This is a genomic window from Blastococcus sp. HT6-30 (genome assembly GCF_039729015.1).
Taxonomy (GTDB): Bacteria; Actinomycetota; Actinomycetes; order Mycobacteriales; family Geodermatophilaceae; genus Blastococcus.
In genome coordinates this window covers 1,586,527-1,605,982 of record NZ_CP155792.1, presented here as the reverse complement: position 1 = coordinate 1,605,982, position 19,456 = coordinate 1,586,527, and the positions used below count along the sequence as shown (strand labels likewise).

13 protein-coding genes and 1 tRNA gene are annotated in these 19,456 nt (G+C 72.1%); 5 read left to right on the top strand and 9 right to left on the bottom strand.

Going from position 1 to position 19,456, the window contains the following annotated elements; all coding sequences use genetic code 11:
* Nucleotides 1-2 precede the first annotated feature (2 nt).
* The 3 genes from ABC795_RS07715 to ABC795_RS07705 are packed head-to-tail and all read left to right on the top strand — an operon-like array spanning nt 3 to nt 2,867.
* Nucleotides 3-1,001, top strand: a complete 999-nt coding sequence (locus ABC795_RS07715) for a branched-chain amino acid ABC transporter permease (protein WP_347060396.1) — start codon at nt 3-5, stop codon at nt 999-1,001.
* A complete protein-coding gene (locus ABC795_RS07710) occupies nt 991-1,977 on the top strand; it encodes an ABC transporter ATP-binding protein (RefSeq protein WP_347060394.1) in 987 nt (328 codons plus the stop codon). Before ABC795_RS07715 ends, ABC795_RS07710 begins: the two co-directional genes overlap by 11 nt.
* The gene (locus tag ABC795_RS07705; protein ID WP_347060393.1) at nt 1,974-2,867 is read left to right on the top strand and encodes an ABC transporter ATP-binding protein; all 894 of its coding nucleotides are present in this window, start codon (nt 1,974-1,976) and stop codon (nt 2,865-2,867) included. The genes ABC795_RS07710 and ABC795_RS07705 overlap by 4 nt, the downstream gene beginning before the upstream one ends.
* Before the next feature lie 338 nt (nt 2,868-3,205).
* On the opposite strand, the gene ABC795_RS07700 is transcribed toward ABC795_RS07705, so the two are convergent.
* Entirely contained in the window at nt 3,206-4,549 is a 1,344-nt protein-coding gene (locus tag ABC795_RS07700; protein WP_347060392.1) for an ABC transporter substrate-binding protein, read from the bottom strand.
* Nucleotides 4,550-4,784: 235 nt separating this feature from the next.
* Nucleotides 4,785-5,384, bottom strand: a complete 600-nt coding sequence (locus ABC795_RS07695) for a response regulator (RefSeq protein WP_347060391.1) — start codon at nt 5,382-5,384, stop codon at nt 4,785-4,787.
* A 75-nt stretch (nt 5,385-5,459) separates the two neighbouring features.
* Here ABC795_RS07695 and ABC795_RS07690 point away from each other — a divergent pair.
* Nucleotides 5,460-5,533 (top strand) — tRNA-Leu (locus ABC795_RS07690).
* Nucleotides 5,534-5,661: 128 nt separating this feature from the next.
* Nucleotides 5,662-7,347 carry an aminotransferase class V-fold PLP-dependent enzyme gene (locus ABC795_RS07685; RefSeq protein ID WP_347060390.1) on the top strand — a complete coding sequence of 562 codons (1,686 nt, stop codon included), beginning with the start codon at nt 5,662-5,664 and terminating at the stop codon, nt 7,345-7,347.
* On the opposite strand, the gene ABC795_RS07680 is transcribed toward ABC795_RS07685, so the two are convergent.
* From ABC795_RS07680 to trpB, 7 genes are all read right to left on the bottom strand, one after another.
* The gene (locus ABC795_RS07680) at nt 7,325-8,203 is read right to left on the bottom strand and encodes an acyl-CoA thioesterase II (protein WP_347060389.1); all 879 of its coding nucleotides are present in this window, start codon (nt 8,201-8,203) and stop codon (nt 7,325-7,327) included. The genes ABC795_RS07685 and ABC795_RS07680 overlap by 23 nt on opposite strands.
* Entirely contained in the window at nt 8,200-9,615 is a 1,416-nt protein-coding gene (gene pyk, locus ABC795_RS07675; protein ID WP_347060388.1) for a pyruvate kinase, read from the bottom strand. Before pyk ends, ABC795_RS07680 begins: the two co-directional genes overlap by 4 nt.
* Nucleotides 9,616-9,739: 124 nt before the next feature.
* Complete coding sequence (locus ABC795_RS07670) at nt 9,740-11,230, bottom strand: glutamate synthase subunit beta (protein ID WP_347060386.1); 1,491 nt, start codon at nt 11,228-11,230, stop codon at nt 9,740-9,742.
* A gap of 44 nt (nt 11,231-11,274) precedes the next feature.
* A complete protein-coding gene (gene gltB, locus ABC795_RS07665; RefSeq protein ID WP_347060385.1) occupies nt 11,275-15,924 on the bottom strand; it encodes a glutamate synthase large subunit in 4,650 nt (1,549 codons plus the stop codon).
* A gap of 356 nt (nt 15,925-16,280) precedes the next feature.
* Entirely contained in the window at nt 16,281-17,231 is a 951-nt protein-coding gene (gene lgt, locus ABC795_RS07660; RefSeq protein ID WP_347060384.1) for a prolipoprotein diacylglyceryl transferase, read from the bottom strand.
* Entirely contained in the window at nt 17,228-18,085 is an 858-nt protein-coding gene (gene trpA / locus ABC795_RS07655; RefSeq protein WP_347060383.1) for a tryptophan synthase subunit alpha, read from the bottom strand. Before trpA ends, lgt begins: the two co-directional genes overlap by 4 nt.
* Nucleotides 18,082-19,431 (bottom strand): tryptophan synthase subunit beta, encoded by a 1,350-nt coding sequence (gene trpB / locus ABC795_RS07650; RefSeq protein WP_347060382.1) that lies wholly within the window; start codon nt 19,429-19,431, stop codon nt 18,082-18,084. The genes trpA and trpB overlap by 4 nt, the downstream gene beginning before the upstream one ends.
* Between the last annotated feature and the right edge of the window lie 25 nt (nt 19,432-19,456).

The following is a 19,456-nucleotide window of genomic DNA, read 5'->3' as shown; positions in this document are numbered from 1 at the left end:
CTATGAGCGAACTCCTGAACGCGATCGCCATCGCGGGCAAGTCGGCCCTCGGCTTCCAGGCGATCTTCTTCGCGCTGCTGGCCATCGGCATCAACGTCCAGTTCGGCTACACCGGGTTGCTGAACTTCGGCCAGATCGCCTTCGCGATGCTGGGCGGGTTCGGCGTCGCCATCTCAGTGAGCAAGTGGGGACTGCCCTTCTGGGTGGGCGTCCTGGTCGGCATCCTCGCCGCCGTGGTCCTGGCGCTCCTGCTGGGCCTGCCGACACTGCGGCTGCGCGCGGACTACCTGGCGATCGCCACGATCGCCACGGCCGAGGGACTGCGACTGCTCTTCCGATCGGTCTCCGCGACACCGGTCACCAACGGCACCCGCGGGATCTCTGCCTTCAACGGTGACTTCATCGCGCTCGCCCCGTGGGACACCAGCCGGCGGTACCGGCTCCTCGGCACCAGCTGGTCCGGCGGTGAGCTGTGGGTGGCGCTGGTCGGCTGGGTGCTCGTCGCCCTGGCCTGCCTGCTCGTGTGGGCCCTGGTACGCAGCCCCTGGGGACGGGTCGTCCGCTCGATCCGCGAGGACGAGGACGCCGTCCGTTCGCTGGGCAAGAACGTCTACGTCTACAAGATGCAGGCGCTTGTCCTCGGCGGCATCCTCGGCGCGCTGGGCGGCATGGTGTACGCCGTCGGCACCGGATCGGCGATCCCGGACCAGTACCAGAACGCCAATACGTTCCTCGCCTATGCGGTGCTGATCCTGGGCGGTGCCGCTCGGGTGCTCGGCCCGGTCGTCGGCGCCATGATGCTGCTGTTCATCCTGCAGTTCGCCGACACGGGCCTGCGGGCACTCATCGGCAACGGTGTGATCCCCGAGGGCCTGCTCTCCTCGACGGACGTGGCGCAGATCCGCTTCGTCCTGGTGGGGCTCGGGCTGATGCTGCTGCTGGTCTTCCGTCCGCAGGGCGTCTTCGGCGACCGACGAGAGGTGATGCTCGATGCCCGCTGAACCGACCCCTACGACCGGTGCGCACGCCGCCTCGGCGAGCCCGGCCCACCGGCGGCTGGCCCAGGTGGCGCTCAAGGACATCCCGTGGGAGGTGGGCGTCGGCAAACCGGATCCGATCATCGCCCTGGACGGCGTCACCCGGACATTCGGCGGTCTGACCGCCGTCGCGGTCGATCACCTCGAGATCCAGCGCGGCGGCATCACCGGTCTGATCGGGCCCAACGGCGCCGGCAAGACGACGCTGTTCAACCTGATGACCGGGTTCGACCAGCCGAACTCCGGCAGCTGGACGTTCGACGGTCGTTCGCTGAACGATCTGCCGCCGCACAAGGTGGCTCGCCTGGGCGTCGTCCGGACCTTCCAGCTGACCAAGGCGCTGTCCCGACTGACCGTGCTCCAAAACATGCTTCTGGGCGCGCAGGGACAGAGCGGTGAGAGCTTCTTCAAGGCGCTCGTACCAGGAACCTGGCGAGCGCAGGAGAGGGCGAACACCGAGAAGGCGATGGACCTGCTGCACCGGTTCAAGCTCGACGCCAAGAAGGACGACTTCGCGGGCACGCTCTCCGGCGGGCAGCGCAAGCTGCTGGAGATGGCGCGCGCGCTCATGAGCGACCCGAAGGTCGTCATGCTCGACGAGCCGATGGCCGGGGTGAACCCGGCCCTCACCCAGAGCCTCCTCGGGCACGTCAAGGACCTGCGCGAGCAGGGCATGACGGTGATCTTCGTCGAGCACGACATGGACGTCGTCCGTGACATCAGCGACTGGGTCGTCGTGATGGCCGCGGGCAACGTGATCGCGGAGGGGCCTCCGGAGTCGATCAGCCAGAACCAGGCCGTGGTCGACGCCTACCTCGGTGCCCACCACGACGCCCCCCTCATCATCGAGGAGGAGGATCAGGTCCTCGCCGAGGCGGAGGACGCCATCACACGCCAGAAGGGCCCCGAGGGGACCGGCCACGGAGGGACGTCCCGATGAGCACCATGGACAACCCTGCCAGCGAGGACCCGCAGTTCCAAGTGGGCCACGGCGGCGACAGCGGCACACCCGGCGAGCGGGCTCTGGCCCGGGACGCCTCCCCGGACGAGGAGATGTCCCCGGCCGAGCAGGCGGCCACCAGGGAGGCGCACGTCGGGCTCGCCGAGGGTGCCCTCGTGCGCGCCGACGAGATCGTCGCCGGCTACGTGCCGGGGGTGAACATCCTCAACGGCTGCGACTTCTACCTCAAGGAAGGCGAGCTGGTCGGCATCATCGGCCCCAACGGGGCCGGGAAGTCCACCCTGCTCAAGACTCTCTTCGGGCTCATCCCCGTTCGATCCGGAACGGTCTCGCTGCGCGGTCAGGACATCACGTCCGCGCCGGCGCACCGACTGGTGTCCCTGGGCGTCGGCTACGTACCGCAGAACAACAACGTGTTCCCCTCGCTCACACTCGAAGAGAACATGCAGATGGGCGTGTACCTGCGGCCGAACACCTTCAAGGAGCGCTTCGACTACGTCATCGACCTGTTCCCCCTGCTGGGCGAGCGGCGGAAGGCCAAGGCGGGGACGCTATCCGGCGGGGAGCGGCAGATGGTCGCCATGGGCCGCGCGTTGATGATGGATCCGTCGGTGCTCCTGCTGGACGAACCCTCCGCCGGGCTCTCCCCTGCCTACCAGGACGAGGTGTTCATCCGCTGCCGACGGATCAACGCCACCGGTGTCTCGATCATCATGGTCGAGCAGAATGCGCGCCGATGCCTGCAGATCTGTGACCGCGGCTACGTGCTAGACCAGGGGCGGAACGCCTACACCGACACCGGCGAGTCACTCATGCACGACCCGAAGGTCATCGAGCTGTACCTGGGCACCCTCGCCAAGGCGCACTGACCCACTCGAACCCTGGCAGCGCCGGCGCCCTTCCCCGGGCCCGGCGCTGCCGCGTTCCCCCGGCGGCGCCCTCTCCCCCGCCCGCCCTCGGTCGATCGAGGCGCGTGACCGGTGGCAGGGACGCTGTCCGACCCAGCCTCTCCGCCGACTCAGCCTCCCCGCCGACCCAGGCCGACAGTGCCCCGACCTCCCCGGACTCCGCGAGCCCCCCGGGCCGGTGAACCGTCGTGGGAGCGGCCGGTCCCGCGGCGATGCCCGAATGCACAGTGGCCCGGCACCGTGACGGTGCCGGGCCACTGTGGTGGCGCGCTAACGGGTCGGTGACCCGGGCGGGACGCTCAGCGCTGCGGCCCGATGCCGTTCTGGTTGAGGGTCTGGATGATCCGTGAGGACTCCTCGAACCCGATGACGACGATCGCGTCGGGGTTGAACTCCACCATCCGCTGCACCTCGGAGTCGAAGTTCGCCGCCTGCGGGTCGTAGGTGAGGCTGACGATCGCGTCCTCGGAGAGGCCCGCGCTCATCAGGTTGTTCACCGTGTTCTCGGCCAGGCCGGTGCCGTACGGGTCGTTGAGAGCCATGATTCCGACGGTGCTGTTGCCGTCGGCACTGATCATGTCGGCCAACGCGCGGGCCTGAAGGGTGTCCGGCGGCGCCGTGCGGAAGTACAGGCCGTTGTCGTCGTAGGTCGTGAACTGGTCGGACGTGTTCGCCGGCGAGATCTGCATGACGCCGGCGCCGGTGATGGCGTCGATGACCGTGAGGCTCACACCGGAGGCCGCCGCACCGACGATCACGTTCGCCCCGGCCTGCAGCAACTGGTCGACCGACTGGGTCGCGATGTCGGTCGTCGGGTCACCGGAGTCCCGCTCGATCAGCTGCACGGGCTGACCCAGCACGCCACCGGCCGCGTTGATGTCCTCGACGGCCAGCCGCGCCCCGGCGATCTCCGGAGGCCCGAGGAACGCCAGGTTGCCGGTCTCCGGCAGCAGCGTGCCGATGATCAGCGGGTCACCGGTCGTCCCTGCGGGCGCCGGCGCAGGGCCCTCGTCGGTGGCGGCGTTGGCCTCGTCGCCGGCGATGACGAACTCGGTGGCGTCCTCGTCGAGGGTGTTGTCCTCGCCGAACTGAAGGAGCCCGAAGCTCGCCTGCGCCGGCTCGCCGGCGTCGGTGAAGCTCAGCGGCCCGGAGACGCCGTCATAGTCGGGGTTGCCGCCCCCGTCGAGGATCTCCTTGCACGCAGCGAAGTCCTCGCACGTCTCGCCGCCGAAAGTGATGCCGTTGACGTAGGCCTTGAACACGTTGGCGTCATTGGTCCCCGCCGCCTGTGCGGCCAGGGCGGAGAGGATGATGGCGTCGTAGGTCTCGCCGGCGTAGTTGTAGTCCTGGAGACCGGGGTAGACGCCCTCCAGGCGGTCCATGAAGTCGCCGGACAGCTCGGTCAGGGGCGCGGTGCCCTTCATCCCCGCGAGCGCGCCCTCCTCCTCGAAGTCCTCACCGAGGGCATTTCCCATGTTGCCGTCGGTGCCGTAGACGTTGACCTGCTTCTCGCCGCCGCCGCCGCCGCCACCGTTGCCGCCGTCGGCGGTGTCGCCACCGCTGTCGCCGCCACCGCAGGCGCTGAGCGCGAGCAGGGCAGCACCGGTGACGGCGATGCTGCGGGCAGTAGTGCCAGTGCGCATCAAATGACTCCCAGTGTCATCAGTGCGCCCGGCGCCGGCGCGCGTACGCGACGACCGCCGACCGGGCGCCGATCGGTGCGCAGAACCTAGCTGCCGTCCGGGGGGTTGCACCCGGCCCGGGAGGGACCGTGATGAGGTCGTGACCTCGGTGTCCGCATGGTGGAACCGCTGGAACGCTGCGTGCGCGGTAGCCAACCCTGCGGTGCGACAGACCTGGCGAGAACGCCGTCCGGGATCAGGCGGGGCTCTCGTCGGGCGTCGCGGTGGCCGTCAGGATCGACTCCGCGAGCGCCTTCATGCTGGTCCGCTGGTTCATCGCGGTGCGCTGGATCCAGCGGAACGCTTCGGCCTCGCTCATGCCCTGGTCGGCCATCAGCCGGCCCTTCGCCTTCTCGACGACCTTCCGGGTCTCCAGCCGTTCCTCGAGGTCCTTGACCTCCCCGTCCAGGGCGGTCAACTCGGCGAACCGGCCCCGCGCGACCTCGATGGCCGGCACGAGGTCGTTCTTCGAGAAGGGTTTCACCAGGTAGGCCATCGCGCCGGCGTCCCGCGCCCGCTCCACCAGCTCCCGCTGGCTGAACGCGGTGAGCACGATGACCGGCGCGATACGCGAGGTGGCGATCCGCTCGGCGGCGGAGAGCCCGTCGAGCACCGGCATCTGGATGTCCAGGATGACCAGGTCGGGGCGCAGCTCTGCAGCGCGGTCGACCGCCTGCTGACCGTCGCCGACCTCGGCGACGACGGTGTACCCCTCCTCCTCGAGCATCTCCTTGAGGTCGAGACGAATCAACGCCTCGTCCTCGGCGATCAGGACGCGGATCGGCTCGCTGGTCACGGGGTGGCAGCCTATCGGCGTCGGCGACGGTCCACCGCCCGGCTAGTCTGCTCGGGTGCCGGGCCACCCCGGCGCGCCCCCGTACCCCAATCGGCAGAGGGAGCGGATTCAAAACCCGCGCAGTGTGCGTTCGAGTCGCACCGGGGGCACTGTGCTGAGTTGCGATCCTCCGGATCGGAACCGCGGCCAGGCGCCGTTACCCTGCTGCGCCGAGCGCCCGCCTGGTGTTCGCGGGGACCCTTCATGCCCCGCTCGGCGGGGCGAATACGGTGACGGGGTGACCGAGCCCGCACCGCACATGACTCCCGAGCAGTTCCGGCGACACGGCCACGAGGTCGTGGACTGGATCGCGGACTACTGGACGCGGATCGGCTCCTTCCCGGTGCGCTCGCAGGTCACGCCGGGCGACGTCCGGGACGCCCTCCCCGCCTCGGTCCCGGAGCAGGGCGAACCGTTCTCGGCCGTCCTGGCCGACCTGGACCGGGTCGTGATGCCCGGGATCACGCACTGGCAGCACCCCGGCTTCTTCGGCTACTTCCCGGCCAACACCTCGGGGCCGTCGGTGCTCGGCGACCTGGTCTCGGCGGGGCTGGGCGTGCAGGGCATGTCATGGGTGACCAGCCCGGCCGCCACCGAGCTCGAGCAGCACGTCATGGACTGGTTCGCCGAGCTGCTCGGCCTGCCGGAGTCCTTCCGCTCCACCGGTACCGGCGGTGGCGTCGTCCAGGACTCGAGCTCGGGCGCCAATCTGGTCGCGCTGCTGGCCGCCCTGCACCGCGCGAGCGGCGGGGCGACCGTGCGCCAGGGCGTCCAGCCCGAACGCGCCACCGTCTACGTGTCCAGCGAAACGCACTCCTCGATGGAGAAGGCGGTGCGGATCGCGGGCCTGGGCACCGACGCGGTCCGCATCGTGGAGGTCGACGGCGACCTGGCGATGAACCCCGGTGCGCTCGCCGCCCGGCTGGAGCGCGACGTCGCCCGCGGTCACCGCCCCGTGCTGGTGTGCGCGACCGTCGGCACCACGTCCACCACCGCCGTGGACCCGCTGGCCGCCATCGGGCCGATCTGCCAGCAGTACGGCGTCTGGCTGCACGTCGACGCCGCCTACGCGGGCGTGAGCGCCGTCGCCCCGGAGCTGCGGGAGCTGCAGGCCGGCGTCGAGTGGGCCGACAGCTACACGACCGACGCGCACAAGTGGCTGCTCACCGGCTTCGACGCCACCTTGTTCTGGGTCGCCGACCGCGCCGCCCTCACCGGTGCGCTGGCGATCCTCCCCGACTACCTGCGCAACGCCGCCACCGACGCCGGCGCGGTGGTCGACTTCCGCGACTGGCAGGTGCCGCTGGGCCGGCGCTTCCGGGCGCTGAAGCTGTGGTTCGTGGTCCGCTGGTACGGCGCCGACGGGTTGCGCGCGCACATCCGCGGGCACGTCGCCCTGGCCCAGGAGCTGGCCGCGTGGGCGGCGGCCGACGAGCGCTTCGACGTCGTCGCCCCGCACCCGCTCTCGCTGGTCTGCCTGAAGCCCCGGTGGCCCGAGGGCGTGGACTCCGACGTCGCCACCATGACCCTGCTCGACCGGCTCAACGACGGCGGCGAGGTCTTCCTCACCCACACCACCGTGCGACGGGAGCCGGTCCTCCGGGTGGCCGTCGGCTCCCCCGCCACCACCCGGGCGCACGTCGAGCGGGTGTGGGCGCTGCTCACCGAGGGCCACGACTGGCTCGCGGCCGACTTCGCCGCCCAGGCGGCGGAGCAGGCCGCCGCACGGGCCGCCGAGCGGGAGCTCGCCGAGCGCGAGCGCGCGGAGCGGGCAGCCCGGGCCGAGGCCGGGATCCGCGTGGTCCCCGCCGACGACCTCCCCGGAGTCGCGGACACGGCTGCCGCCCTCGACGAGACGGACGCGGCCGACCGGGGCGGGGCCGGCACGGGCGGGGAGACGCTCAGCGGTCCAGCGACCGGATGAGCCCTTCCTGGGCGACGGTGGCGACGTGGGTGCCGTCGGCGGACCAGACCTGCCCGAAGCACAGCGCGCGGCCGGCCGCCGCCGCGGGGCTGTCGGTCTCGTAGAGCAGCCAGTCGTCGGCGCGCACCGGCCGGTGGAACCACACCGCGTGGTCGAGGCTCGCCCCGATGAAGTCCGGCCAGCCACCGCCCAGGCGGGCGAACCCCGCCGAGAGCAGCGTCAGGTCGCTGACGAACGTCAGCGCCGCCGCCTGCACGACCGGGTCGTCGTGCAGCTCGCCCGCGACCCGGAACCAGGTCCACGACTGCGTGTTCGGTGGCGACTTGGGCGGCGCCGCGAACGGATCGTGGAGGAACCGCTGCTCGACGACCCGCCCCATCGCCGCCATGAACGCCGCCCGCTCCCCGTGCCGGGCGACGATCTCCTCGGTGCCCATCATCTCGTCCGGACCGGGGGCCTGCGGCATCGGCAGCGAGTGCTCCGCGACGGCGGGCTCCCCGGCGTGGAAGTCCGCGGTCAGCGCGAAGATCGCCACGTCCTCGCCCCTGCGCCGCTGGCAGGCGATGACCCGCCGGGTGGAGAAGGACCGCCCGTCGCGGATGCGGTCGACGGAGTAGCGGATCTCCTCCGCCGGGTCGCCGGGACGCAGGAAGTAGGAGTGCAGGGAGTGCACCCCGCGCTCGCCCGGCACCGTGCGCCCGGCCGCCACGAGCGCCTGACCGGCCACCTGCCCGCCGAAGATGCGCTGCCGCTCGGTGCTCGGCGTCTTCCCGACGAACACGTCGGGCTCCCGCTCGGCGAGGTCGAGCACCGACAGCAGCGCCGCGGCCTGGGTGTCCTGCGGCCGGTCGCTCACGAGTCGGTTCCCACCTCGTGCACCCGGATGAGGTTGGTGGAGCCGACCGTGTTGGGCGGGCTGCCGGCGACGACGACCACCCGGTCACCGACCTGGAGCCGGCCGATCGACAGCAGCGAGAAGTCCACCTGCTCCACCATGTCGTCGGTGTGCTCCACCGCGGGCACCAGGAACGTCTCCACCCCCCAGGAGAGGGCGAGCAGGCTGCGCACCCGGGCGTCCACGGTGAAGGCGAGCAGGGGCTGCCGCGGGTGCAGGGCGGCCAGCCGGCGGGCCGTCTCACCGGTCTGGGTGAAGGTGGCCAGCGCCTTCACGTCCAGCGACTCGCCGATGTCCCGGGCCGCACGGACGATCGCGCCCGACCGGGACCGCGACCGGCGCGCCACCTCGGGCACCCACAGGTGGTCGTTCTCGACCGCGCTGATGATGCGGTCCATCGTGCGGACGGCGCCGATGGGGTACTGCCCCACCGAGGTCTCCCCCGAGAGCATGACCGCGTCGGCCCCGTCGAGCACCGCGTTGGCCACGTCGGAGGCCTCGGCGCGGGTGGGCCGGGAGTTGCTGATCATCGACTCGAGCATCTGGGTGGCGACGATGACCGGCTTGTTGCGCTCCCGCGCGGCCTGGATCGCCCGCTTCTGCACCAGCGGCACCTGCTCGAGGGGCAGTTCGACGCCCAGGTCACCGCGGGCGACCATGATCCCGTCGAAGGCCTCCACGATCGCGTCGAGGTTCCGCACCGCCTCCGGCTTCTCCAGCTTGGCGATGACGGGGACGTACAGGTCCTCCTGATGCATGATGTCGCGGACCAGCGTGACGTCGGTCGGCGAGCGTACGAACGACAGCGCGATGAAGTCCACGCCCAGGTGCAGAGCGAAGCGCAGGTCCCGCTCGTCCTTGTCCGACAGCGGGGGCACGCTCACCGCGACGCCGGGCAACGAGAGGCCCTTGTTGTCGGAGACCTGCCCGCCCTCGACGACGAGGCAGAAGACGTCCGGGCCCTCCACCCCCACCACGCTGAGCGAGAGGTTGCCGTCGTCGACCAGCAACCGGTCACCGACCCGGACGTCGTTGGCCAGGTTCCTGTAGGTGGTCGACACCCGCTCGGCGGTGCCGGCGACGTCCTCGACGGTGATGCAGATCTGGCTGCCGGTCTCCCAGCGCACCGGGCCGTCGGCGAACGTGCCCAGACGGATCTTCGGGCCCTGCAGGTCGGCGAGGATCGCCACCGCGCGACCGATGCGGTCGGAGGCCTCGCGCACCCGGGCGTAGGCCGACGCGTGGTCCTCGTGCGACCCGTGGCTGAAGTTGAGGCGGGCCACGTCCATCCCCGACTCGACCAGGGCAGTGATCTGTTCGGCGGAGTTCGTGGCCGGGCCCAGGGTGCAGACGATCTTCGCGCGGCGGGACATGGCGACAACGCTAGTGCCCCACCGAAGTGATGCTGCCCGCGGCCCGCCGCCGCAAGGCGGCCGAGGCGCTCCTCCGGACCGGGACGGCCGTCGGCCGCCGTCCCGGTCCGGAGGGCGCGGTGTCCTAGCGGAGCGCGACCGCCGTCGGGGTGACCGGGCGGGGCAGCATCGACTCGCCCGTCAGCCACGTGTCGGCGGCGGCGGCCGCGGCGCGGCCCTCCGCGATCGCCCAGACGATGAGCGACTGGCCGCGGCCCATGTCACCGGCCACGAAGACCCCGGGCACGGTGGACATGAACGCGTCGTCACGGGCCACGTTGCCGCGCCCGTCGACCTCGACACCGAGGGTGTCGACCAGGCCCTCGCGCTGCGCCCCGGTGAAGCCCATGGCGAGGAAGACCAGGTCGGCGGGGAGCTCGCGCTCGGTTCCCTCGATCTTCTGGAACCGGCCGTCGACCCGCTCCACCTCGTGGAGGAGCAGGGCACGGACGTTGCCGTTCTCGTCGCCGACGAAGCGCTCGGTGTTGACCGAGTACAGCCGCTCGCCACCCTCCTCGTGCGCGCTGGAGACGCGCATGATCATCGGGTACGTGGGCCACGGGTTGGCGCCCATGTCCCGGCGCTCGGGCGGCGCCGGCATGATCTCCAGCTGGGCGACCGAGGCCGCCCCCTGGCGGTGTGCGGTGCCGAGGCAGTCCGCCCCGGTATCACCGCCACCGATGATCACGACATGCTTGCCGTGCGCGTTGATCGGCGGGTCGTCGAGCTCCCCGAGCGCCTGGCGGTTGCCGTACGGCAGGTACTCCATGGCCAGGTGGATGCCGGCCAGCTCGCGGCCGGGGGCGGGCAGGTCACGGCCGACGGTCGCGCCACCGGCCAGGACGACGGCGTCGAAGTCCGCGCGCAGCTGCTCGACCGACAGGTCGCCCTCCCCGCTGCCGCCCACCTCGACCCCGGTGACGAACCGGGTGCCCTCGGCGCGCATCTGGTCCAGCCGCCGGTCCAGGACGGACTTCTCCATCTTGAACTCGGGGATGCCGTAGCGGAGCAGTCCGCCGACCCGGTCGGCCCGCTCGTAGACGGTCACGTCGTGGCCGGCCCGGGTCAGCTGCTGGGCGGCGGCCAGCCCGGCGGGGCCCGACCCGATGACGGCGACCTTCTTGCCGGTCCGCTCGGCCGGGGTCAGGGGGCTCACCCAGCCCTCGTCCCACGCCCGGTCGATGATCTCCCACTCGATCTGCTTGATGGTGACCGGCGACTCCTGCAGGTTCAGCACGCAGGAGCCCTCGCACGGCGCCGGGCAGAGCTTCCCGGTGAACTCCGGGAAGTTGTTCGTCGCGTGCAGCCTCTCGATCGCGTCGTGCCAGTCGTCGCGGCGGGCCAGGTCGTTCCACTCCGGGATCAGGTTCGCCACCGGGCAGGCGTGGTGGCAGAACGGGATCCCGCAGTCCATGCAGCGGGCGGCCTGCTTGCGCACCTCGGCCGTCGGGAAGAGCGGGTCCTCGCCGTTCTGGCGCCGGCTGTAGACGTCCTTCCAGTCCATGATGCGGAGCTCGACGGGACGTCGCGGCGGAAGGCCGCGCTCGTACTTCAGGAAACCGGTCTGGTCAGCCACGTGCTGCCTCCCTCTGCTGCTCGGTGGTCCGGTGGGCGGTCGGCTCAGCCACGTGCCGCCTCCATCACCGCGCGGTCGACGTCGACGCCGGCCGCCTCGGCGGCACGCCGGGCCTCCAGGGCCCGCCGGTAGTCGCGCGGCATGATCACGCTGAACTGCTCGGACCAGCGACCCCAGTCGGCCAGCAGCGCCTGCGCCACCGGCGAGTCGGTGTCGGCGGCGTAGCGCACCAGCACGTCGCGCAGCCACTGCGCGGACTCCCCGTCCAGCGGCTCGACGTCGACCATCTCGCTGTTCACCCGGTGCCGGGCGAGGTCGAGGACGTAGCCGACGCCGCCGGACATGCCGGCCGCGATGTTGCGGCCGGTGGGGCCGAGGATCACCGCACGCCCACCGGTCATGTACTCCAGCGCGTGGTCGCCCACGCCCTCGACGACGGCGAGCGCCCCGGAGTTGCGGACGCAGAACCGCTCGCCGACCCGGCCCCGCAGGAAGATCTCTCCGCCGGTGGCGCCGTAGCCGATGACGTTGCCGGCGATGACGTTGTCCTCGGCGGCGAAGGACGCCTCCCGGGAGGGACGGACGACGATCCGCCCCCCCGACAGGCCCTTGCCGACGTAGTCGTTGGCGTCACCGAACAATCGCATGGTGATGCCCCGCGGCACGAAGGCGCCGAACGACTGCCCGGCCGACCCGCCGAAGGTGAGGTCGATCGTGCCGTCGGGCAGGCCCTCGCCGCCGAACCGGCGGGTGACCATCGACCCCAGCATCGTGCCGACGGTGCGGTTGACGTTGCGCACCGGCAGCTCGAGGCTGACCGGCCGCGCGTCGAGCAGCGCCCCCTCGCACAGCTGGATCAGGGTCTGGTCCAGCGCGACGTCCAGGCCGTGGTCCTGGCCGCGGACCGCACGTCGCGGGGCGCCCTCGGGCAGCTCCGGAACGGCGAGCATCGGCGAGAGGTCCAGGCCCTGGGCCTTCCAGTGGCCGACGGCCTGCCGGGTGTCGAGCAGCTCGGCGTGGCCCACGGCCTCGTCGATCGACCGGAAGCCCAGCTCCGCCAGGTAGTGCCGCACCTGCTCGGCGAGGAACTCGAAGAACGTGACCACGAACTCCGGGCGGCCGGTGAACCGCTTGCGCAGCTCCGGGTTCTGGGTGGCCACGCCGACCGGGCAGGTGTCGAGGTGGCAGACCCGCATCATCACGCAGCCGGAGACCACCAGCGGCGCCGTCGCGAAGCCGAACTCCTCGGCGCCCAGCAGCGCCGCCACGATCACGTCGCGGCCGGTCTTCATCTGGCCGTCGACCTGCACCACGATCCGGTCGCGCAGGCCGTTGGCCAGCAGCGTCTGCTGGGTCTCGGCCAGGCCGAGCTCCCACGGGGAGCCCGCGTGCTTGAGCGAGGTGAGCGGCGCGGCACCGGTGCCGCCGTCGAACCCGGAGATGAGGACGACGTCGGCGTGCGCCTTGCTCACCCCGGCCGCGACCGTCCCGACGCCCACCTCGGCGACCAGCTTGACGTGGACCCGGGCCTCGTTGTTGGCGTTCTTCAGGTCGTGGATCAGCTGCTTGAGGTCTTCGATCGAGTAGATGTCGTGGTGCGGCGGCGGGCTGATCAGCCCGACGCCCGGCGTCGAATGCCGGGTGCGGGCCACCCACGGGTAGACCTTCCCGCCGGGGAGCTGGCCGCCCTCGCCGGGCTTGGCGCCCTGGGCCATCTTGATCTGGATGTCGTCGGCGTTGACCAGGTACTCGCTGGTGACGCCGAACCGGCCCGAGGCCACCTGCTTGATCGCCGAGCGGCGCAGGTCGCCGTTCGGGTCCGGCGTGAAGCGGTCCGGGTCCTCGCCGCCCTCGCCGGTGTTGGAGCGCCCGCCGAGGCGGTTCATGGCGATGGCGAGCGTCTCGTGGGCCTCCTGCGAGATGGACCCGTAGCTCATGGCGCCGGTGTTGAACCGCTTGACGATCTCGCTGACCGGCTCCACCTCGTCGATCGGCACGGGCGGGCGCACGCCGGTCCTCAGCGTGAAGAGACCGCGGAGCGTGGCGGCGTCCTCGGACATCTTGTCGACGGTCTCGGTGTACTTCTCGAAGACATCGTACTGCCGCGACCGGGTGGCGTGCTGGAGCAGGAACACCGTCTCGGGGTTGAACAGGTGCACCTCGCCCTCGCGGCGCCACTGGTACTCGCCACCGGTCTCCAGCCGGCGGTGCGCCCGCTCGGTGGGGTTCTCCGGGTAGGCCCGGCGGTGGCGCATGGCCACCTCCTCGGCCAGGACGTCGATGCCCACGCCGCCCAGCGGGCAGGAGGTGCCGGTGAAGTACTCGTCGACCAGCTCCTGCGAGAGACCGACGGCTTCGAAGATCTGCGCCATCGTGTACGAGCCGACGGTGCTAATGCCCATCTTGCTCATGACCTTCAGGACGCCCTTGCCGAGCGCCTTGACCACGTTGCGCACCGCCTGGGCCGGCTCCACGCCGGTCAGGACGCCGTCGCGGATGAGGTCCTCGATCGACTCGAACGCCAGGTACGGGTTGACCGCGGCGGCGCCGTAGCCGAGCAGCAGGGCCACGTGGTGGACCTCGCGGCAGTCGCCGGACTCGACGACGAGGCCGACCTCCATGCGGGTCTTCTCCCGCACCAGGTGGTGATGCACAGCCGCGGTCATCAACAGCGACGGGATGGGCGCGCGCTTCTCGTCGCAGTCCCGGTCGGAGAGCACGATGATCCGGGCACCGGCGGAGATGGCCTTGGAGACCTTGGTGCGCAGCTGCTCGACCGCCTCGGCCAGCGCGGTCCCGCCGCCGTTCACGTCGAAGTGGCCGGTGATCCGGACGGCGGCGTAACCGGGCAGGTCGCCGTCGTCGTCGATGTGCAGGATCTTGGCCAGCTCGTCGTTGTCGATCACCGGGAACGGCAGGTGCACCTGCCGGCAGGACGCCGGGGACGCCGCGAGCAGGTTCTGCTCCGGGCCGAAGGTTCGGCCGAGGCTGGTCACCAGCTCCTCGCGGATGGCATCCAGCGGCGGGTTGGTCACCTGGGCGAACAGCTGCCCGAAGTAGTCGTAGAGCAGCCGCGAGCGGTCCGACAGCGAGGCGATCGGGGTGTCGGTGCCCATCGACCCGATCGGCTCGGCGCCGCTGGCCGCCATCGGCGTCACCAGCATGCGCAGCTCCTCCTCGGTGTAGCCGAAGAGCATCTGCCGGCGGATGACCGACTCGTGGCTGGGCCGCGAGCGGCGGCGCTCGGGCAGCGCGGGCAGGTGCACCAGGCCGGCGTGCAGCCAGTCCCCGTACGGCTCGGCGGAGGCGAGAGCGCCCTTGACCTCCTCGTCGGAGACGATCCGCCCGGAGGCGGTGTCGACGAGGAACATGCGGCCCGGCTGCAGCCGGCCCTTGGCGACGACGTCGCCGGCCGGGATGTCGAGCACGCCGACCTCGCTGGCCATGACGACCAGGTCGTCCTTGGTGTGCCACCAGCGGCCCGGGCGAAGACCGTTGCGGTCGAGGACGGCCCCGATCAGCGTGCCGTCGGTGAAGCAGACGGCGGCCGGCCCGTCCCACGGCTCCATGATCGAGGAGTGGAACCGGTAGAAGGCCCGGCGGGCCGGGTCCATCTCGTCGTGGTTCTCCCACGCCTCCGGGATCATCATGAGCACCGCGTGGGGCAGCGAGCGGCCCGAGAGGTGCAGCAGCTCGAGCACCTCGTCGAAGGTGGCCGAGTCGCTGAAGTCGCTGGCGGTGACCGGGAAGATCCGCTCCAGCCCGAGCTCGGACGCCGGACCGGCCGGGCCGTCGAACAGCTGCGTCTCGAGCTTGGCCTCGCGGGCGCGCATGCGGTTGCGGTTGCCCTTGATCGTGTTGATCTCGCCGTTGTGCGCGATGAAGCGGAACGGGTGGGCCAGCGGCCAGCTCGGGAAGGTGTTGGTGGAGAACCGGCTGTGCACCAGCGCGATCGCCGACTCGTAGCGCTCGTCGCGCAGGTCGGGGAAGAACAGCGGCAGCTGGTCGGTGGTCAGCATGCCCTTGTAGGTGACCGTCCGCGACGACAGCGAGGTGATGTAGAGCGAGCTGCCGGCGTCCACGGCGGCACGCTCGGCCCGCTTGCGGAGCACGAACGAGCGCCGCTCGAGGCGGGTGACGCCGTGGTGCGCCACGTTCCCGCCGAAGGCCGCGGCGTCGGCGCGGCCGGCCATCGTCTCGGCGACGAACAGCTGGGCGACGTACGGCATGACCGCGCGGGCCGTGGGGCCGAGGTCGGCGCCCTCGGGGTCGACGGGCACCTCGCGCCAGCCGAGGACGGTCAGCCCCTCCTCGGCGGCGAGGCGGGCGACGTCCTCGACGCGGGCGGCGCGCTCGGCCTCGTCCACCGGCAGGAAGGCGATGCCGACCGAGTACTCGCCCAGCGGCGGCAGGTCGAAGCCGACGCTGGCGCGCAGCAGGGCGTCGGGGATCTGGGTGAGGATGCCGGCGCCGTCACCGGAGTTCGGCTCGGCGCCCGCGGCGCCCCGGTGGTCGAGGTTGTGCAGGGCGGTCAGACCGGCCTGCACGATGCGGCGGCTGCGCCGGCCGCGGGTGTCCGCCACGAAGGCGACGCCACAGGCGTCCTTGTCGTTCACCGGGTCGTACAGACCCTGGGCCGGCGGCACGGCGGAGAAGGGAACTGCCGCGGTGGCGGGGGCGGGAAGGTCGGTCATGTCACTCCCGTCGTCGGCGCACCGTCGTCCCTCGGGCGAGGGTCGGACGGAGGGCGGGGGCCCGGGCCGGAGGTCAAGGGCGGCGGAGATGGCGGCACGTGCGGCGCACGTGGAGCAGGTCGGAACAGGTCCCCCGACCGGCTGTGGCGCGCGAGCCCACCGGTTGGTACCGGTGAGCCGTCGTCCGCGGGGCAGCGCTGGCCCGGTTCAGACACTACGACCCGTCCAGGATCGCTGGCGAGTCAGCCCGAAGGGTACACAGCCGTAACACCGGTCTGACACGGCCGAAGCCGATCCGTGACGCCGCGGCGGGATATCGGTGAACCCTGGCCGGACCTGCGCGGTTTCCCCGGTTCTCAGGCCGTGGACGGCGGATGGTGATCGTCCTCACGCACGCGGGGAACGGGCGCCTCGGCAGGGGTGTCCGGCCCGGCTGCGGACCGGTCCGCGCTGGTCGTCGCGATGTCCTCACCTCGGGTGATCACCTCGCGCCGGCGGCCGCGCTGCCAGAAGAAGTAGGCCAGCGCCAGCAGACCGACGATGATCGAGGTGAAGACGTTGAGCCGGACGCCGAAGAAGGTCTCGGCCGGATCGGTGCGCAGCAGCTCGATCCACAGCCGGCCCGCGCAGTAGGCGGCGACGTACAGCGCGAACGCCCGGCCGTGCCCGAGCCGGAACCGGCGGTCGGCCCAGACGACCAGCGCGGCCGCGGCCAGGTTCCACAGCAGCTCGTAGAGGAACGTCGGGTGGAACGTGCCGAGCACGACGGGCTCCCCATCGGCCCCGGTGACCGCCCGCCCGCCGCTCCACTCGTAGATCGTGAGCGCCCACGGCAGGTCGGTGGGGCCGCCGTAGAGCTCGTTGTTGAACCAGTTGCCCAGCCGGCCGATCGCCTGGGCCACCAGCAACCCGGGAGCCAGCGCGTCGCCGAAGGCGGGCAGCGGGATGCCCCGGCGCCGGCAGGCGATCCAGGCCCCGACGGCCCCCAGCGCGATGGCGCCCCAGATGCCCAGGCCGCCCTCCCAGATGGCGAACGCGCGCAGCGGGTCGCCGCCCTCGCCGAAGTACGGCCGGGGGCTGGAGACCACGTGGTAGAGCCGGCCCCCGACGATGCCGAAGGGCACCGCCCAGACCGCGATGTCGAGGACGTCGCCCGGCGCACCACCCCGGGCCACCCAGCGCCGCTCGGTGAGGAGCACCGCGGCCACGATGCCGGCCACGATGCACAGCGCGTACGCCCGGACCGGGAAGGGGCCGAGCTCCCAGACCCCCTGGGTCGGGCTCGGGATGGCGGCGAGCACGGTCATGTCGGCACCTTCGCACGGACACCGCGGGCCAGGTCGGCGGCGAGCCGCCCGACCGCCTCGGCACCGGCCCGCTCGTCCGGCGCGTCGAGCAGGGCGCGGACGAAGGCCGAGCCGACGATGACGCCGTCGGCGAACCCGGCGACCTCCGCGGCCTGCTCCCCGTTCGAGACGCCCAGGCCGACGCAGACGGCGAGGTCGGGCGCGGCCTCCCGGGTGCGGGCCACCAGCCGCTCGGCGGCGTCGCCCACGGTGGCACGGGCGCCGGTGACCCCCATGGTGGAGGCGGCGTAGACGAACCCGCGGCAGGCGGCGGTGGTGGACCGCAGCCGCGCATCGGTCGAGGAGGGCGCGACGAGGAACACCCGGTCGAGGTCGGCCGCCTCGGCGGCGGCGATCCAGGCGCCCGCCTCCTCGGGGATGAGATCGGGGGTGATGGCCCCCGCTCCCCCGGCGGCGGCCAGGTCGGTGGCGAAGCGCTCGACGCCGTAGCGCTCGATCGGGTTCCAGTAGCTCATCACGACGGGGACGGCGCCGGCCGCGGCCACCGCCTCGGCCGCGCGGAGCACGGCCGGCATCCCCACACCAGCGCGGACGGCGACGTCCACGGCCTGCTGGATGACCGGGCCGTCCATCCCGGGATCGCTGTACGGGACGCCGATCTCCACGACGTCGGCGCCGTCGCGCACGGCGGCCACCATCGCCGCGATCGACCCCTCGACCGACGGGAAGCCGACCGGCACGTAGGCGATCAACGCGGCGCGCCCCTCCGCCGTGGCGGTGCCGATGCGGTCCTGCAGTCGACTGCCTCGACTCCGGGCTTGCTCCGCTCCTCCGTCGTTCCCGGTAGCGCTCATGCCTGCTCTCCGGTGTCCGGGCCGGCCACGGCCTCGTCGTTGCTGACCGCGCCCTCGGTGGGCTGCTGGTCGGTGTCGAGCCCCGGCCCGGGGTCGACCTCCTCGCGGTCGCCCAGCCCGAACCACCGCGACGCGGTCTCGACGTCCTTGTCGCCGCGCCCGGAGAGGTTGACCAGGAGGAGCGCGCCCGGGCCCAGTTCCCGGCCGAGCTCCATCGCCCCGGCCAGGGCGTGCGCGGACTCGATCGCCGGGATGATGCCCTCGGTGCGGCAGAGCAGGGCGAAGGCCTCCATGGCCTCGGCGTCGGTGACCGCCCGGTACTCGGCCCGCCCGATGTCGTGCAGGTAGGAGTGCTCGGGCCCCACGCCGGGGTAGTCCAGCCCGGCGCTGATGGAGTGCGACTCGATCGTCTGCCCGTTCTCGTCCTGCAGCAGGTACGAGCGGGCGCCGTGCAGCACGCCCGGGGTGCCTGCGGTGATGGTGGCCGCGTGCCGCCCGGTGCCGACGCCGTCGCCGCCGGCCTCCAGGCCGATCAGCCGGACGCCGTCGTCGGGCACGAACGCGGTGAAGATGCCGATCGCGTTGGAGCCGCCACCCACGCAGGCCAGGACGGCGTCGGGCAGCCGGTCCTCCCGCTCGAGCACCTGGCCGCGGGCCTCGTCGCCGATGACCCGCTGGAAGTCGCGGACCATCGCCGGGAAGGGGTGCGGCCCCGCCACTGTGCCGAAGACGTAGTTGGTCGTCCCGACGTTGGTGACCCAGTCGCGGAAGGCTTCGTTGATGGCGTCCTTGAGGGTGCGCGAGCCGGTGGTGACGGGGATGACCTCGGCGCCGAGCAGCCGCATGCGCGCCACGTTGAGCGCCTGGCGCCGGGTGTCCTCCTCGCCCATGTAGACGGTGCAGGACAGGCCCAGAAGCGCCGCGGCGGTCGCCGTCGCCACGCCGTGCTGGCCGGCGCCGGTCTCGGCGATGACCCGCTGCTTGCCGATCCGCTTGGTCAGCAGCGCCTGACCGAGCACATTGTTGATCTTGTGCGAGCCGGTGTGGTTGAGGTCCTCCCGCTTGAGCAGGACCCGTGCCCCGCCGCAGTGCTCGGCGAACGTGGGCACCTCGGTGACCGGGCTGGGCCGGCCGGTGTAGTCCCGCTGCAGCCGGGCGAACTCGGCGAGGAAGGCCGGGTCGACGCGCATGGCCTCGTAGGCCTCGGTCAACTCGTCGAGCGCGGCGATCAGCGCCTCGGGGACGAACCGGCCGCCGAAGACCCCGAAGTGCCCCGTCGGGTCGGGCCAGCCCGGCCGCGCCGGCAGGGGGAGCGCTCCGGGCGGCTGCAGCGAACTGGTGGTCATGTGCCCAGTGTCCCGCGCCGCAGTG